At 60.3% G+C, this 16,886-nt stretch carries 13 protein-coding genes; 8 read left to right on the top strand and 5 right to left on the bottom strand.

Annotated features, from left to right (window positions below; translation table 11 throughout):
- Nucleotides 1-29: 29 nt before the first annotated feature.
- Nucleotides 30-836: a DUF72 domain-containing protein gene (locus AB8B29_RS07035; RefSeq protein WP_037202071.1), complete on the top strand. Its 807-nt coding sequence runs from the start codon at nt 30-32 to the stop codon at nt 834-836.
- A gap of 10 nt (nt 837-846) precedes the next feature.
- Here the strand turns inward: AB8B29_RS07035 and AB8B29_RS07030 are convergent, their stop codons facing one another.
- Nucleotides 847-2,322, bottom strand: a complete 1,476-nt coding sequence (locus AB8B29_RS07030) for a bifunctional ADP-dependent NAD(P)H-hydrate dehydratase/NAD(P)H-hydrate epimerase (protein ID WP_047561789.1) — start codon at nt 2,320-2,322, stop codon at nt 847-849.
- A 349-nt stretch (nt 2,323-2,671) separates the two neighbouring features.
- Here AB8B29_RS07030 and AB8B29_RS07025 point away from each other — a divergent pair, with 349 nt between their 5' ends.
- The 3 genes from AB8B29_RS07025 (at nt 2,672) to hspQ (ending at nt 5,046) form a co-directional block, all read left to right on the top strand.
- Entirely contained in the window at nt 2,672-3,010 is a 339-nt protein-coding gene (locus AB8B29_RS07025) for a P-II family nitrogen regulator (protein ID WP_003579240.1), read from the top strand.
- Between the two features lie 61 nt (nt 3,011-3,071).
- Entirely contained in the window at nt 3,072-4,481 is a 1,410-nt protein-coding gene (gene glnA, locus AB8B29_RS07020; protein WP_037202069.1) for a type I glutamate--ammonia ligase, read from the top strand.
- 235 nt (nt 4,482-4,716) lie between these two features.
- Nucleotides 4,717-5,046 (top strand): heat shock protein HspQ, encoded by a 330-nt coding sequence (gene hspQ / locus AB8B29_RS07015; RefSeq protein WP_037202067.1) that lies wholly within the window; start codon nt 4,717-4,719, stop codon nt 5,044-5,046.
- A gap of 157 nt (nt 5,047-5,203) precedes the next feature.
- Here the strand turns inward: hspQ and AB8B29_RS07010 are convergent, their stop codons facing one another.
- Entirely contained in the window at nt 5,204-5,863 is a 660-nt protein-coding gene (locus AB8B29_RS07010; RefSeq protein ID WP_034505055.1) for an invasion associated locus B family protein, read from the bottom strand.
- Nucleotides 5,864-6,127: 264 nt separating this feature from the next.
- Between AB8B29_RS07010 and AB8B29_RS07005 the strand changes: the two genes are divergently transcribed.
- From AB8B29_RS07005 to AB8B29_RS06995, 3 genes are all read left to right on the top strand, one after another.
- Nucleotides 6,128-7,939, top strand: a complete 1,812-nt coding sequence (locus tag AB8B29_RS07005) for an extracellular solute-binding protein (RefSeq protein ID WP_047561787.1) — start codon at nt 6,128-6,130, stop codon at nt 7,937-7,939.
- A 91-nt stretch (nt 7,940-8,030) separates the two neighbouring features.
- Nucleotides 8,031-8,702, top strand: a complete 672-nt coding sequence (locus tag AB8B29_RS07000) for a DsbA family oxidoreductase (RefSeq protein WP_037202061.1) — start codon at nt 8,031-8,033, stop codon at nt 8,700-8,702.
- A gap of 158 nt (nt 8,703-8,860) precedes the next feature.
- On the top strand, nt 8,861-9,235 hold the full coding sequence (locus AB8B29_RS06995; RefSeq protein WP_439006335.1) for a GNAT family N-acetyltransferase: 375 nt from the start codon (nt 8,861-8,863) through the stop codon (nt 9,233-9,235).
- Here the strand turns inward: AB8B29_RS06995 and mfd are convergent.
- Both mfd and AB8B29_RS06985 read right to left on the bottom strand, forming a co-directional pair.
- A complete protein-coding gene (mfd, locus tag AB8B29_RS06990; RefSeq protein WP_047638101.1) occupies nt 9,204-12,704 on the bottom strand; it encodes a transcription-repair coupling factor in 3,501 nt (1,166 codons plus the stop codon). The two genes, AB8B29_RS06995 and mfd, sit on opposite strands and share 32 nt — an antisense overlap.
- Nucleotides 12,701-13,015 (bottom strand): succinate dehydrogenase assembly factor 2, encoded by a 315-nt coding sequence (locus AB8B29_RS06985; RefSeq protein WP_037202057.1) that lies wholly within the window; start codon nt 13,013-13,015, stop codon nt 12,701-12,703. Before AB8B29_RS06985 ends, mfd begins: the two co-directional genes overlap by 4 nt.
- A gap of 173 nt (nt 13,016-13,188) precedes the next feature.
- Here AB8B29_RS06985 and recG point away from each other — a divergent pair, with 173 nt between their 5' ends.
- Nucleotides 13,189-15,294 carry an ATP-dependent DNA helicase RecG gene (gene recG, locus AB8B29_RS06980; protein WP_047638099.1) on the top strand — a complete coding sequence of 702 codons (2,106 nt, stop codon included), beginning with the start codon at nt 13,189-13,191 and terminating at the stop codon, nt 15,292-15,294.
- Between the two features lie 42 nt (nt 15,295-15,336).
- Here the strand turns inward: recG and AB8B29_RS06975 are convergent, their stop codons facing one another.
- Entirely contained in the window at nt 15,337-16,833 is a 1,497-nt protein-coding gene (locus AB8B29_RS06975; protein WP_047561752.1) for an esterase-like activity of phytase family protein, read from the bottom strand.
- Nucleotides 16,834-16,886: the final 53 nt, after the last annotated feature.

The following is a 16,886-nucleotide window of genomic DNA, read 5'->3' as shown; positions in this document are numbered from 1 at the left end:
TCACCCGATGAACGTCCATGGAGGAGAGAATGACCAAAGCGGGCGAAATCCGCACAGGCATCGGCGGCTGGACTTTTGAGCCTTGGCGCGGGACCTTCTATCCCGACACCCTGAAGCAGAAGGACGAGCTCAATTACGCCAGCCGCAAGCTGAAGGTGATCGAGGTCAACGGTACCTATTACAGCACGCAGAAGCCCGAGGTCTTCGCCAAATGGGCTGCGGACGTGCCTGACGGCTTTATCTTCTCGCTCAAGGCCACACGCTTCGTCACCAACCGCCGGGTCCTTTCCGAGGCCGGTGAATCGATGCAGAAGTTTCTGGGTTCCGGCATCAGCGAGCTCGGCGATCATCTTGGTCCCCTGCTTTGGCAGTTTGCGCCGACGAAGAAATTCGATCCGGACGATTTCGAGGCGTTCCTGAAGCTGCTGCCGGCCAAGCAGGACGGCTTGCCGCTGAAGCACGTCGTCGAGGTCCGCCACGATTCCTTCAAGGTGCCGGAATTCATAGCGCTGTTGGCAAAATACAACATCGCGCCCGTCTGCGCCGAACATTTCGAATATCCGATGATTGCGGATGTCACCGCCGATTTCGTCTATGCCCGGCTGCAGAAGGGATCGGACGACATCAAGACCTGCTACCCGCCGAAGGATCTGAAAGCCTGGGCCGATCGGCTGAAAACCTGGGCCGAAGGCAAGGTGCCGGATGATCTGCCGCTGATCGATCAGGACCGCAAGGTGAAGGTGGAGCCGCGAGATGTCTTCGCCTTCATGATCCATGAGGGCAAGGTGAACGCGCCACCAGGCGCCATTGCCCTGCAGGAAGAAGTGGCAAAATAGCTGCCTGCTTTCAGAAAGGGGTGACGCTGGCGACGAGATCTTCGGCCGTCAGCCCTTTTCCCGCGCGCTGGCCCGCCAGGCCGTGCAGCCAGACGCCGGCGGCGGCGGCTTCGAAAGCGGGCGCACCCTGCGCCATCAGTCCGCCGACGATACCGGCAAGCACGTCGCCGGAGCCGGCGGTGGCAAGCCAGGGCGGCGCATTGGCATTTATCAGTACCCTGCCGTCCGGAGCGGCAATCACGCTGTCGGCGCCCTTGTAGATGATGGCGGCGTGGGCCCTCGCCGCAGCCGCCCTTGCCTTGTCGACCTTGCTCAATGCACCATCGGCGGCAATATCGGGAAAAAGTCGCGCGAACTCGCCTTCGTGCGGCGTCAGCACCAATCGCGTCGGCCCTTCCGCAAAGGCGTCGAACAGAATTTGCGGATCGTCGCGAAACGAGGTGATGCCATCGGCATCAAGGACCAGATGACGATCCGCGAGCGCGAGGCAGAACCGGCGCGCCTTCTCGCCGGCACCGAAGCCGGGACCGAGCACGAAGGTCGAGAGCCGCCGATCGGCAAGCCATTCCCGCAGCGACGCATCGTCCTCGACAGTATGCAACATGATCGCCGTGAGCATGCCGGCATTGACAGCCATCGCGTCTTCCGGTGAAGCGATGGTGACAAGCCCCGCCCCCGCCTTCAAACCTGCCATGGCCGACATGCGCGCCGCACCGGTCGCATTCGGCCCTCCCGAGAAGACGACGAGATGCCCGCGCTTGTATTTGTGCGTGTCCGCGCCTGTTGACGGTATCTTCTCCTGCCATTGGGCCGGCATATTCTCGGCGATCATGCCATCGGAATGGGCGCGAACGATGCGTGCGGGAATGCCGATGTCGAAAACCTCCAGCGCGCCGCAAAGATCGCGTCCGGGCAGCAACAGATGACCGGGCTTGCGAGTCATGAAGGTCACCGTGCGCTCCGCATGAAAGGCGGCGCCGAGGACATGGCCGCTGCGTCCGTCGACCCCGGACGGCAAATCGACGGCAATAACGGGAACCTCCGCCTCCGCGGTCCGCGCGACGACTGCGGTAACCTCATCCGGAACCGGACGCGACAACCCCGCACCGAAGATGGCGTCGATAGCTACGTCGCCCGGGCGTGGCGCGTAGTTTCGGATCGCCTCTCCCTCGATCGGACAATCGGCAAAGGCGCGTGCGGCATCGCCCTTCAGCCGCCGCGGATCGCCCACATGGAACAGCCCGACCTCCACTCCGCTCTGCCTGAGCGCGCGAGCCGCCACGTAGCCATCGCCGCCATTGTTGCCTGGGCCACACAGGACGACATAACGTAGCGCCTCGGGGAAATGTCGAAGCGCGCTTGCGGCAACCGCCTGCCCCGCTTTTTCCATAAGCTGATAGGAATCAATGCCGGAGGCGGCAGCGTCGCGATCGACGGCGGCCATGTCATCGGGAGAGAGCAACAAATCGGCGAGCGGCGTTATCATGGCGAACATTATAGATGCGAAATTTGCCTCAAAAACAACCGCGTTTAAATCGCTCAATTAGGTCAATAAATATGCATTTGCATAATAATTATGCGAATGTATTCAAGGCCTTGCTGGAGTACGAATATGACGTGCACGGCATTTTTTTGCGAAATTTTACTTATCCAACGCATTTCAGCGCGAATTCGCTTCCATTTTTCCGAAAAATCCTCATCAATCCATCCTCTCGGCGTAAATTCGCCGGGATTTTTTTACGGTGGTCCATCCGCATCTGGCATGATACGTGCATCACGTTGGCCGAGCGGGGAGTAGTCCTGCTGTAACAGGGGAAGCGGAGAGACATTTTCTCATGAAAAAGATCGAAGCGATCATTAAGCCCTTCAAGCTCGATGAAGTGAAGGAAGCCCTTCAGGAAGTCGGCTTGCAGGGTATCACCGTGACGGAAGCGAAGGGCTTCGGCCGTCAGAAGGGCCACACGGAACTTTACCGTGGCGCCGAGTACGTCGTCGACTTCCTGCCGAAGGTGAAGGTCGAAGTCGTATTGGCGGATGAAAATGCGGAAGCGGTGATCGACGCTATCCGCAAGGCTGCACAAACAGGCCGTATCGGCGACGGAAAGATTTTCGTCTCCAACATCGAAGAGGTCATTCGAATCCGCACCGGTGAAACTGGCATAGACGCCATTTAACCCGCCCGGCCTTTCGGCCGCGGCTAAAAATCGTCATCTAAGTCAAGGGAAGAGAAATTTAATGACGACGGCAAGCGAAATTCTCAAACAAATCAAGGATAACGACGTCAAGTTCGTTGACCTGCGCTTCACCGACCCCAAGGGCAAGCTGCAGCATGTCACGATGGACATCGTCTGCGTCGATGAAGACATGTTCGCCGATGGCGTCATGTTTGACGGCTCCTCGATTGCGGGCTGGAAGGCCATCAACGAATCCGACATGGTGCTGATGCCTGACACGGACACGGTCCACATGGATCCGTTCTTCGCGCAGTCCACCATGGTCATCCTATGCGATATTCTGGATCCGGTCTCCGGCGAAGCTTACAACCGCGACCCGCGCGGCACCGCCAAGAAGGCGGAAGCCTACCTGAAGGCCTCTGGTATCGGCGATACCGCCTTCTTCGGTCCTGAAGCCGAATTCTTCGTCTTCGATGACGTCAAGTACAAGGCCGATCCTTACAACACCGGCTTCAAGCTCGACTCCAGCGAATTGCCTTCCAACGACGACACGGATTACGAAACCGGCAACCTCGGTCACCGTCCGCGCATCAAGGGCGGCTACTTCCCGGTTCCGCCTGTCGACAGCTGCCAGGACATGCGCTCGGAGATGCTGACCGTTCTCTCGGAGATGGGCGTCGTCGTCGAAAAGCATCACCACGAAGTTGCTGCCGCCCAGCACGAGCTCGGCATCAAGTTCGACACGCTGGTGCGCAACGCCGACAAGATGCAGATCTACAAGTATGTCGTCCACCAGGTCGCCAACGCCTATGGCAAGACGGCAACCTTCATGCCGAAGCCGATCTTCGGCGATAACGGCTCGGGCATGCACGTTCACCAGTCGATCTGGAAGGGCGGCAAGCCGACCTTCGCCGGCGACGAATATGCTGGTCTCTCCGAGAGCTGCCTCTACTACATCGGCGGCATCATCAAGCATGCCAAGGCGATCAATGCCTTCACCAACCCGTCGACGAACTCCTACAAGCGTCTCGTCCCGGGTTACGAAGCTCCGGTTCTGCTTGCCTATTCGGCTCGCAACCGTTCCGCCTCCTGCCGTATTCCGTTCGGCTCGAACCCGAAGGCAAAGCGCGTCGAAGTCCGCTTCCCCGACCCGGCCGCAAACCCGTATCTCGGTTTTGCAGCCATGCTGATGGCAGGCCTTGATGGTATCAAGAACAAGATCCATCCCGGCAAGGCCATGGATAAGGACCTCTACGATCTGCCGCCGAAGGAACTGAAGAAGATCCCGACGGTTTGCGGCTCGCTGCGCGAAGCGCTCGAAAGCCTCGACAAGGACCGCAAGTTCCTGACCGCCGGCGGCGTCTTCGACGACGACCAGATCGATGCGTTCATCGAACTGAAGATGCAGGAAGTCATGCGCTTCGAAATGACTCCGCATCCGGTCGAATACGACATGTACTATTCGGTCTGATACCCAAAGCGAAAGCCCCGGCTAGCCGGGGCTTTCTTCATGCGGGCGAAGATGCGGCGGCCACTTCTCCTGATCGCGCTCCTTCCATCGGAACGCGGAATTCCTACATAGCACTGTCACCCGATGCCGGGGTGGAAAGACCGGCAGAATGTGACGGTTCAGTGAAGGAATGGGGCAAAATCCTTGATATCAGCGGTGAAAGTCACCACATGATTGCCTGAAAGGAAGTCGTACCATGAAACAACGAGACGCAAAATTCAATATTGGCGACGTGGTTCGACACCGGATGTTCCCCTTCCGCGGTGTCATCTTCGATGTCGATCCGGAATTCGCAAATACCGACGAATGGTGGAATTCCATTCCGGCGGAAGTGCGGCCCAGCAAGGACCAGCCCTTCTATCACCTTCTCGCCGAAAACGACGAGACTGAGTATGTCGCATACGTGTCGGAACAGAATCTGGTCAGTGACGAGAGCGGCGTTCCGCTCCGCAATCCACAAGTCGACCAGATCTTCGACAAGGCGCCGACAGGACAGCTCAAGCCCAAGATGAGCTTCGCCCACTAAGCGCCAGTCAAACCAATCTTATTTCTGAAGGGAAGGCTTCCCAAGGCCTTCCCTTTTCATTTTTTGACCGGAGTCTGTGTTCGAGGAGCCGGCAGCAAAGAAAAAGCCCGGATTGCTCCGGGCTTTTTCCTTTATGAGATGATGAATTTCCGCAAGTTTACTGCGCTTTGGCGGCCTTCTGGGCATCTTCCAGCTTCTTGCGTGCTTCCTCAGCCTTCTTCTGCATGCTGTCCTGCAGGCTCTTCTGGCTTTCGGCAAGCTTGGAGTCGGAGATCGCCGGGCCGTCAAAGGCGGCGCCAAAGCCGGTCAGCGAAATCTTGATCGGGTTCGGTGCGCGGCGGAAGTTGATCGAGGTGAAGGTCACATCGGTCCCCTTCTTCAGCGACGCGACCATAGCGTCGGTCACAGGCACTTCCGCGGTGCACTTGTCCGGAAGGCAGACGGCGTAATCGAGCTTCTGGCCCTTGCCGCCGTCAATCTGCATGGTGATGCCAGGCGGGATCAGGCGAGCCGTCGGAACGGAAATCTGCAGGATCTTGCGATTGACCTTGCCGTCGACGGAGATGAGGCCGACCGCCGTCACCAGCTGGCCGTTATTGGCCATGATGAGGTTCTGCACGATGCAGATATCGGCATCGTCCTGCTTGGCGCAGGTCTTGTACCAGCCCAGACGCGGTTGATTGGGATCGCCACCGCCGTCGGCGGGAGCTGCATTCGACGCATCCTGAGCGAAGGCAGCTGCCGGGAGCGCCGCACCGATCATGAGAGCCAGAGCAGAGAGACCTGCCCGCATTTTGTTGTCAGTCTTGAACATCATAGCGAAACCGCCTCCTGAAATCCGCTGCGGGACGACGCCTGCCGTCCCATGCCATTCGGGTCAAACCGTCGTCCACCTGTCGAATGAATAAGGCAAATGCATGACCCGGGAAACCCGGCCCCCCTGTTACATCGCACCGACGCGGATATCCAGCTTTTCTTTGACCTTTTCTGTCGAGACCCAAGAATTCCGCGGTCGCGTGTTGAATTCGGCACGCTCGTGATAAGGTTCGGCCGAATCGTAGCCCTTACCGGAAAGGATGCCATGCGAGCGCTCCGGATCGCTGTCTTTGTATTTTTCGCAGCATTATGCAACGCCGCCGCGGCGCAACCACTCTACGGTATCGCCATGCATGGAGATCCGGCCCTGCCGGCGGATTTCAAGCACCTGCCCTACGTAAATCCGGACGTCAAGAAAGGCGGCCGCATCAGCTATGGCGTCGTCGGCACCTTCGACAACCTCAATCCGTTTATCCTGAAGAGCATGCGCACGACGGCGCGGGGCATGTGGGACCCGGAGTACGGCAACCTCGTCTATGAGCCGCTGATGCAGCGCTCGCGCGACGAACCGTTCACGCTCTACGGGCTCTTGGCGCAAACGGTCGAATGGGACGAGAGCCGGACCTACATCCAGTTCAATCTCAATCCCGACGCAAAATGGTCGGACGGGCAGCCGGTCACGCCCGAAGACGTGATCTTCACCTTCCAGCTCCTGCGCGACAAGGGGCGCATACCAATGTCGTCTTGGCTCGACACGATCGGCACGATCGAGAAGGTCGGTGAGCATGGTGTGCTGATCCGCTTCAACGACAAGGCCAATCGCGAAACGCCACTGATCATCGCCTCGTCGCTGCCCATCCTGCCGAAACATGCGACCGATCCCGACAGTTTTGAACGCACCACGCTCAGCATCCCGATCGGCTCCGGCCCATACCGGGTGAAGAGCGTTGATCCTGGCCAGCGAATCGTTTTCGAGCGTAATCCCGACTACTGGGGCAAGGATATTCCCGCTAAGGTCGGCGTCGACAATTACGACCAGATCGTGGTGAACTACTTCCTGCAGGACACGACGGTGTTCGAGTCCCTCAAGAAGGGTGATATCGATATCTATCAGGACGGCAGCCCGGCCCACTGGCAGCAGGCCTACAATTTTCCCGCTGTTACTTCCAAAGCCGTCGTCAAGGAGGTCTTCACCCCGAAGCTGCCGAGCGGCATGCTGGGTTTCGTCTTCAACACCCGCCGGCCTATCTTTGCAAACAAGAACGTCCGCAAGGGCCTGACGCTCGCCTTCGATTTCGAATGGTTCAACCGCAACCTTGCTTCCGATGCCTATACCCGCACCGAAAGCTACTGGCAGAATTCCGATCTTTCGTCCTTTGGCGTACCCGCAGACGCCAATGAGCTCGCCCTGCTCGGCCCGATCAAGGACCATATCGACGCCGACGTCCTCGACGGCACCTATAAGCTGCCCGTCAGCGACGGTTCCGGCCGTGATCGCTCGATCCTGCGGAAGGCCGTCAATTTCCTCAAGCAGGGCGGCTATGCGATCAAGGGTGAGCGCATGGTCGACAGTGCCGGACGGCAGCTCAGCTTCGAGATCATGACGCAAAATGCGGATCAGGAGCGAATCGCCATCGCCTACCGCCGCTCGCTGGCCTTGCTTGGCATCGCCGTCACCATCCGCACCGTAGACGATTCGCAATATCAGCTGCGAACGACCAACTACGACTACGACGTGATCATCAAATCCTACCCGTCGTCACTGTCGCCTGGTATCGAGCAGGTAGGTCGCTGGAGCTCCGCCGCCGCAAAGACGCCAGGCAGCCTGAACTTCGCCGGCGTTGCCGACCCCGATGTCGATACGCTGATCGATCATTTCCTGACGGCGAAGTCAGCGGAAGATTTCCGTGACGCCGTGCGCTCCTTCGATCGCATCCTGATCTCGGGCTACTACGTCGTGCCGCTCTACCATATCGCGCAGCAATGGGTGGCGCGGCGAAGTCATATAGCCCATCCCGACACATTGCCGCTCTATGGCTATTACCTGCCCGTCTGGTGGGACGCATCCGCGCAATGATGTTGATTAGTTCCCTTTCGGTAACCGGTTGAAGCCATCGGCGAGAACGCCTAGATGGTCAGGACAAGCCAAAAACCGAAAGGATAGAGCCATGGAACGCATCACGATCGATATCGTCTCGGACGTCGTTTGTCCTTGGTGCTATCTCGGCAAGGCCCGGTTGGAGCTGGCCATCGCCGAAGTACAGGACGAAGTGGGCGTCGATCTCAACTGGCGGCCCTATCGACTGAACCCAGATTATCCGCCCGAAGGCGTCGACCAGAAGAAGGAATTGACAAAGAAACTCGGCGGCGAGGAGCGTGTTGCGCAGGCGCACAAGATGCTCAGCGATCTCGGCCGTGAGATCGGCATCAAGTTCGATTTCGACGCCATCAAAATCGGTCCGAACACGCTCGACGCACACCGCCTCATCCACTGGGCCGGCACCGAAAACCGCGAGACGCAGGAAAAGGTGGTCAACGCCCTCTTCAAGGCCAATTTCGAGGAGGGCCGCAACGTCGGCGACCACGCAGTTCTGCTCGAGATCGCCGAAAAGGCCGGGCTCGACAGATCCGTCATCGCAGCGCTGCTCGCCTCCGACGCCGACCGCGACCTCATCATCGGCGAAATCGACGCCGCCCAGAAGATCGGCGTCAACGGCGTGCCCTTCTTCATCTTCGACCAGCAATATGCCGTCAGCGGCGCCCAGACGCCGGATGTGCTTGTGGAGGCGCTGAGGGATATCGCCAAGATGAAGGCCGAGGCACGGGCTGGGATGAACTGAGCGCTGGCGCTAGATAATCGGGACGGCACGGCTTGTTTTACGAAAGCCTCTGTTATCGAACGCCTCCAGCCTTTTTGAATTTCTGGGCGACCCAGAAGCGATGCAATTCACGCACACCGACGCATCGTTGAAAGATTGCCGTCAGCGCATAGCAGTACATGAGCGGCGGCGCAGGAGAGGCGCCTTGGACAGTTATTCTGAAAAGCACCGGCCGCGCCATAGGTTGGGGCGGTCTACACGACGACCCTTTCGATCCCGGCTGGGGTGTCGAACTCGGCTATTATTTCCACCCTGGCGCCTGGGGTCATGGATATGGAAGCGAATTCGTCTCGGCCGCATTGGCGGAAGCCGATCACACACTGAAACTCGCGAAGGTTGGTGCTTTCGCACGACCGGAAAACAGAGTTTCGAGACGGCTGCTGGAGAAAGCAGGCTTCGAACTTATTCGTTTCGTTCCTGAGATAGAACGCTTCTTCTTCGAACGCCAGCGCCCCACTGCCCTTACTTCGCCAGCTCCGCCAATTGCGTCATAACCACGGCCGCCCCTTGCAGCCGCTTTTCCGGTGTCGGAAGATCGCGGGTCAAGAATACGCTGTGGTCCGGGCGGATCTTTGCCATGGTGCCCTGCTTGGCGATATAGCCGACGAGATTGGCCGGGTTCGGGAATTCCTTGTTGCGGAACTGCACGACGACGCCCTTCGGGCCTGCATCCAGCTTCTCGACGTTGGCAATGCGGCAGAGCGACTTGATGTAGACGATCTTGAGGAGATGCTGCACCTCGATCGGCATCGGTCCAAAACGGTCGATCATTTCGGCACCGAAACCGTCGATCTCCTTGATTTCGGTGATTTCGCCCAAGCGGCGGTAGAGCGCCATGCGCAGATGCAGATCCGGCACGTAATCGTCCGGGATCATGACCGGCGTGCCGACGGAAATCTGCGGCGACCAGCCGGTATCCTGAATCTCGTCGACGCCCTTGACCTCGGCGACGGCCTCCTCGAGCATCTGCTGGTAAAGCTCGAAACCCACTTCCTTGATATGGCCCGATTGTTCCTCGCCGAGCAGGTTGCCGGCGCCGCGGATATCCAGATCGTGGCTGGCGAGCTGGAAGCCGGCGCCGAGCGTATCCAGCGATTGCAATACCTTCAGGCGGCGCTCGGCCGTCGTCGTCAGGACCTTGTTGACCGGCAGGGTGAAGAGCGAGAAGGCACGCACCTTGGAACGGCCGACGCGGCCGCGAAGCTGATAGAGCTGCGCAAGGCCGAACATGTCGGCGCGGTGGACGATCAGCGTGTTGGCCGTCGGCACGTCGAGGCCGGATTCGACGATGGTCGTGGAGAGCAGCACGTCATAGCGGCCTTCGTAGAAGGCATTCATGATGTCCTCCAGCTCGCCGGCCGGCATCTGGCCGTGCGCCACCGCCACCTTCAACTCCGGCACGTCCGACTGCAGGAAGGCATGGATCTCGGCAAGATCAGTCAGACGCGGGCAGACATAGAAGCTCTGGCCGCCGCGGTAATGCTCGCGCATCAGCGTCTCGCGGATGACCAGCGAATCGAAAGGCGAGATGAAGGTGCGCACCGCCATGCGGTCGACCGGCGGCGTGGTGATGAGCGACAATTCGCGCACGCCCGTCATGGCCAGCTGCAGCGTGCGGGGGATCGGCGTAGCCGACAGCGTCAACACATGCACGTCGCTTTTCAGATCCTTCAGCCGCTCCTTGTGCTTGACGCCAAAATGCTGCTCCTCATCGATAACAAGCAGGCCGAGATTGGCGAACTTGATGCCGGCGCCGAGCAGCGCATGCGTGCCGACGACGATATCCGTCTTGCCTTCGGCGACTTCCTTCTTTGTCAGGGCTAGCTCCTTGGCGCCGACAAGACGGGATGCCTGCTGCACCCGGATCGGTAGCCCGCGGAAACGCTCGGAGAAGGTCTTGAAATGCTGGCGGGCGAGCAGCGTCGTCGGTACGACGACGGCGACCTGCGCACCGTTCATGGCAGCGACGAAGGCGGCGCGCAGCGCCACTTCCGTCTTGCCGAAGCCGACGTCGCCGCAGACGAGGCGATCCATCGGCCGGCCGGCGGCGAGATCGTCGCGCACCGCCTCGATGGCGTTCATCTGGTCTTCGGTTTCGTCATAGGGGAAGCGGGCGGCGAACTCGTCATAGAGGCCGTCCGGGGCGCTGAGCACCGGCGCATGCCGCGTCAGGCGTTCGGCTGCGACGCGGATCAAGGCGCCGGCCATATCCAGCAAGCGCTTCTTGAGCTTGGCCTTGCGCATCTGCCAGGCGCCGCCGCCGAGCTTGTCGAGCTGAGCCTCAGTGCCCTCGCCGCCGTAACGAGACAGGAGATCGATGTTTTCGACCGGCAGGAACAGCTTGGCGTCGTCGGCATAGCGCAGCTCGAGACAGGCATGCGGAGCGCCTGCCGCCTCGATGGTCTTCAGGCCGACGAAACGGCCGATGCCGTGTTCGGCATGGACGACGATCGAGCCTTCGTCGAGGCCGGCCACTTCCGAAATGAAATCTGCGGCGCGCTTACGGCGTTTGGAGCGACGCACCATGCGGTCGCCGAGAATGTCCTGCTCGCCGATGATGACGAGATCGCCAGCCTCGAAGCCCGCTTCCAGACTTAGGACTGCCGCCGCCGCCTCGCCTTTCGCCAAGCCGCCGAGGTCCTTGAAAGCCTCGATAGTCTTGACGCGCGCCAACCCATGTTCGGCGAGCACCTGCAGCAGGCGGTCGAGCGAACCCTCGGTCCAGGCCGTGATCAACACCTTGCCGCCGGAGGCGCGCTTGTCGGCAATGTGCTTGACGACGGAATCGAAGACGTTGACGCGTTCGCTATCGGCGCTCTCGGTCGCCGAGCGCGCCCAGCGAGGCCCTTGCCGGGCGTCGATGCTGACGACGCGGCGTGCCTCGCCCTCATGCTCGTTGAAAGGCGATATGCGGATGGCACTGAAGGCATCCAGCGCCTTGCCGAAGGTGCTGGCATCGAGATAGAGCTGACCCGGCGTTACCGGCTTGTAGGGCGTGCCCTGCGACATCTGGCTCTTGGCCGGCTGTCCGGAATTGAGGCGCGCATCATAATAGTCGAAAACGAGCTTGGAACGCTCCTCGGCCGCTTCCCGCACCGTGTGATCCGTCACCAGCCGGAAACCCTTGAGATAGTCGAAAACCGTCTCCAGCTTCTCGTAGAACAGCGGCAGCCAATGTTCCATGCCGGCATAGCGGCGCCCCTCGGAAACGGCGACATAGAGTGCGTCGTCGCGCGTGGCGGCGCCGAAGGCGGAGAGATAGTTCTTGCGGAAACGGCTGATCGTATCCGGCGTCAGCGTCACCTCGCTCATCGGATTGAGATCGAGGGAGCGAACCTGCCCTGTCGTGCGCTGGCTGGCTGGATCGAAGCTGCGGATGCTTTCCAGCGTATCGCCGAAGAAATCGAGACGCACCGGCTCTTCCGTGCCCGGAACGAAGACATCGAGGATACCGCCGCGCACGGCATATTCACCGACCTCGCGCACGGTCGCGACGCGATCGAAGCCATTCCGCTCCAGTCGGCCTGCAATATCGTCCATGCGCAGCTGATTGCCTGACCTTGCCGAAAACGCCAGGCTTTCGATGATGTCCTGCGGCGCGACCTTCTGCAGCATGGCGTTGACCGTCACCAGCACGATCGCCGCATGCGGCTTGTGATGATAGGCAATCAGGCCGGAGAGCGCGGCCAGACGGCGGGCTGACGTGTCGGAACTCGGCGAAACGCGGTCGTAGGGAAGGCAATCCCAGGCTGGCAAGGTCAGTACCGGAATCTCGGGCGCGAGGAAGCCGAGCATCTGCTCGACATCGGCCATGTGCTGCCCATCAGACATGACATAGGCGATCGGCTGACCGGCTCTTGCCAGCTCCGCGAGCAGGAACGGTTCCATGCCGGCCGGGACATGACCGACCGTCAGCGGCTCGCTTGCGGCGAGCAGTTTCTTCGCATCGAAACCGGGAATCATCTGGTTATGCCGAACCTTTCAGCGATCTCTTCGAAATCGGGCCTGTAGGACGCCAGGCGCTGGAACAGGGGGGTCTGCAAATGTTGCGGTGTCGGCTCGGTTCCGAGGATCCACTTGACGAGATCGTTGTCTTCCTCGTCCATGATGCTTTCGAGCTCATCGAGATCGGCTTCGGCCAATCCCGGCAGCTCGTTATCGGCGAACTGGCCGAAGACCAGATCCATCTCGCGGATGCCACGATGCCAACAGCGGAAAAGGATGCGCCGGCGGCGGGGATCGAGATCGGCACTGCTGAGGGTCAGCCCAGTCATCAAAAACACCTTCCTGTTGATGCGTCTCTATAAAACCAGCGTTGAAAGGTGGGAACCGGCTTTTCTGAAAAAAGCGACTCGCGTGCAATTTTCCGGGGAGTGTTTATCTCAATAGGGCCGAGTTCCCGGCCGCCCCTTGCCAAATCCACCCTGCCCGTCGCATTTTGCCCTCCATGCGTCCCGCCATCCTCGATCCGCTGTTTGCCTCCATCTCTTCGCTGCCCGGCGTCGGGCCGAAGGTATCCGAACTGCTGGTCAAGCTGCTCGACCGGGAAACGATCGACGATTGCCGCGTGATCGACCTGCTCTTTCACGCGCCGCACTCCATCATCGACCGGCGCGAGCAGCCGGGCATCGCCAGAGCGCCACAGGGCGCGATCGTCACCATTACCGGCCGAGTCGACCGTCACCAGCCGCCGCCAAATGCACGCAGCAATGTGCCCTATCGTGTCTTCCTGCATGACCAGACAGGAGAACTGGCGCTGGTGTTCTTCCGGGGCAAGGCGCAGTGGCTCGAAAAGCAGCTGCCGATCGACGAGACGGTAACTGTCAGCGGTAAGGTCGACTGGTTCAACGGCCGGCCGTCGATGGTGCATCCGGACTACATCATGCGAGAGAGCGAAGCGGAAAATCTGCCGCTGGTCGAGCCGGTCTATCCCCTGACCGCCGGCCTCTCGCCGAAATTCCTGCGCAAGACCATCGAAGCCGCCCTGCCGCGCATGCCTGACCTGCCGGAGTGGGACGATCTTGCGCTTGTGCAGAAGCAAGGCTTTCCCTCGATCTCCGACAGCTTCCATATGCTGCACGCGCCGCGGGATGCCGCCGATATCGATCCGCAGGCGCAGGCGCGCCGCAGGCTCGCCTATGACGAATTTCTGGCCGGGCAATTGTCGCTTTCGCTCGTCCGACAGCGGCTGCGCAAGGTTGCGGGCCAGCCGGTGCATGCGACGGGGAAAGTCAGTAGCAAAATATTGAAATCCCTGCCTTTCTCGATGACCAACAGCCAGCGCGAGGCCGTTGCTGATATTCTCAAGGACATGGCCGGTACGGAGCGCATGCTGCGGCTGCTGCAGGGGGATGTCGGCGCGGGTAAGACTCTTGTCGCCTTGATGGCGATCGCTGCCGTGATCGAGAGCGGCGGCCAGGCCGTGTTCATGGCGCCGACCGAAATCCTGGCGCGGCAGCACCACGCGACGATCTCAAAATTCGCAGCAGATGCAAACCTTTCGGTCGAAGTCCTCACAGGCCGCACAAAGGGCCGCGAGCGAGATGCCATTCTCGAGCGCATCGCCTCTGGCGAAGCGCAGATCATCATCGGCACGCATGCGCTGTTCCAGGACAGCGTCGCCTACGCCAATCTGATGCTGGCTGTCGTCGACGAGCAGCACCGCTTCGGCGTCCACCAGCGCCTGCGGCTGACAGCGAAAGGCATCTCGCCGCATATGCTTGTCATGACAGCGACGCCCATCCCGCGCACGCTGGTGCTGGCCGCCTTTGGCGACATGGACGTTTCCAAGCTCACGGAGAAGCCAGCCGGGCGTAAGCCGATCCAGACGATCACCATTCCAAACGAGCGAACCGGCGAGATCGTTGGCAGACTGAAGCGCGCGCTGACAGAAGGCAAAAAAGCCTATTGGATATGCCCACTTGTGGAGGAATCCGAAGAATCGGATTTAATGTCCGTGGAGGAGCGGCACGCGACATTGACGAGCGCGCTCGGGGCTGGCGTCGGCCTCATCCACGGCCGGATGAGCGGTCCTGAAAAGGATGCTGTCATGATGGCCTTCAAGAATGGCGAGATCCGGCTGCTGGTGGCGACGACGGTCGTCGAAGTCGGTGTCGACGTTCCCGATGCGACGATCATGGTCATCGAACATGCGGAGCGTTTCGGCCTGGCGCAGCTTCACCAGCTGCGTGGCCGCGTCGGACGCGGCGACGAGGCCTCCACCTGCATCCTGCTGTACAAGGGGCCGCTTGGCGAAACAGGACATGCCAGGCTTTCGATCATGCGCGACACCGAGGATGGTTTCCGCATTGCCGAGGAGGATCTGAAGCTGCGTGGCGAAGGCGAGCTTCTGGGCACGCGCCAGTCGGGTACGCCGGGCTTTCGCATCGCCAGTCTCGAAGCCCATGCCGATCTTCTGGAAATCGCCCGCAAGGATGCCGCCTATATTATCGAGCGCGATCCGGAATTAACCGGCGAGCGCGGCATGGCGGTACGCACCCTGCTCTATCTCTTCCGCCGCGACGAGGCGATCCGGTTCCTGCGTGCGGGCTGAATGGGGGACGCGCTAACCGCGTCCACCCCTTTTTCAAATGGCTTACTTGGCAGAGAGACCGGGAATGGTCACCTGAAACACCTGGAACATGGTGTCGACGTCGGCGCCGCTGTCATCCTTGTAGGCGGCTCCCACCTGGAAACCGTCCTGGGTGATGAAGTCGTTGTCGTTGGCGACGAACAGGAAGTAATCATCCGGCAGCTTCGGATCCTGGACGCTGGCAAGCGACATGGCTTCCCACTTTTCCGATAGATTGTTGCGATCGTTCGGAGTGCCGTTGTGAAGGCCGAAGCGAGCGAGATCGGCGGTGTCGTTGATGTCGATGAACTGGCTGAGGACAGCGGGCTTGACCGAGGGATCAAGAACACCCTTCGGAGCGACAGCTGTGTCGCCGTCGAATTTGCCGCCGGCAATATCGGTGGCGGCAGACACATCGACGGCGACGATGTTGCGATAGATCGACTTATCGCCCTTCTGGCCGTAGCCATTGTTGCTATCGCGAGCGAGCATCAGGAAGCTCGTCGGCGAAAGCGCCACGATTTCGCTCTGGGCGGCGACGGACGTCTTGCCCTTGTCGTTGGTGAAGACCGGCAAAGGCACGACGTATTCGTGCACGAGTTTCAGGTGGTCGAGATCAGCAGCATCGTAAAGCAGGGCGCGCGTGTTCTGCCTGGTCGAACTGGAATCGCCACCATCCTGGCGCGTCGCAGACTGGAGCACCGCGATGAGGAACTTACCGTCCGGGGTCAGGGACATGCCCTCGAAGCCCTGGTTGTTCTGGCGCCCACTTGTCGGATCCTTCGGATCGGGAGCGGATTCGCCGGGACCCGGATTATTCGAGGAAAAATTCACGGTGCCGTGGCGCATCGGCAGAAACGCCGCCGGCGGTGCCGTGGCCGAGATCATCCGCCCATCCGCCGAGAAGCGGTAGATATAGGGACCGTATTCATCGCTGATGAACATTGAGCCATCTGGCAGCCGGGCAATGGCTTCGTTGTCGAGCGAGACCTTGCCGTTCGGTGCCAGCGGCAAAAGCGGCATGCCGCCTTCTGCTTGTCGGACGCCGTTGGCGGGGTCAAGGCCGGTGGTTTCGTTGCCTTTATTGTCTTTCAACAGCAGCGTATCTGCGAGCTTGGCTTCGACACCCAACTGCTCCTTGCCGGCCGGCGGCGTAGCGCCGGGAGCAACCGGCGTCAGCTGAATATCGATGGTGTTGAGACGCGCGCGATAATCCGTGGTGCCGGCGACATTGTAGCCACGGTCCGGCAGCAGCCACAGCGATCCCTTGTAGGTACCGTCAGCATTGCGGGTCCAGCTCTTGGCGTCGATGGACATGCCCGAGCCAGAGCCGAAGGTCTCGCCGAACTTGTCGCGCTGGTTGGCCGGAATACGGCCCACGGCAACACGTCCCTTGTTGACGAGCGTCGTGCCTGCGACCGCTACGGAACTTTCGGCATGTACTACTAGCGGTGTTGTGAAAATGAATGTGGCAAGCGCTGCAGACAGCAGCGGCAATGTCCTTGAACGTGAGTCTCTCAAAAAAATATCCTCCTGATGAAAAACCGTATGGAGGCAACGGTATCCATCCGCGG

Source organism: Rhizobium sp. 11_C7_N12_5 (assembly GCF_051811145.1).
Lineage (GTDB): Bacteria > Pseudomonadota > Alphaproteobacteria > Rhizobiales > Rhizobiaceae > Rhizobium > Rhizobium lusitanum.
Note: the sequence above shows the minus strand (reverse complement) of the source record. Positions and strands in the feature narration are given on the sequence as shown.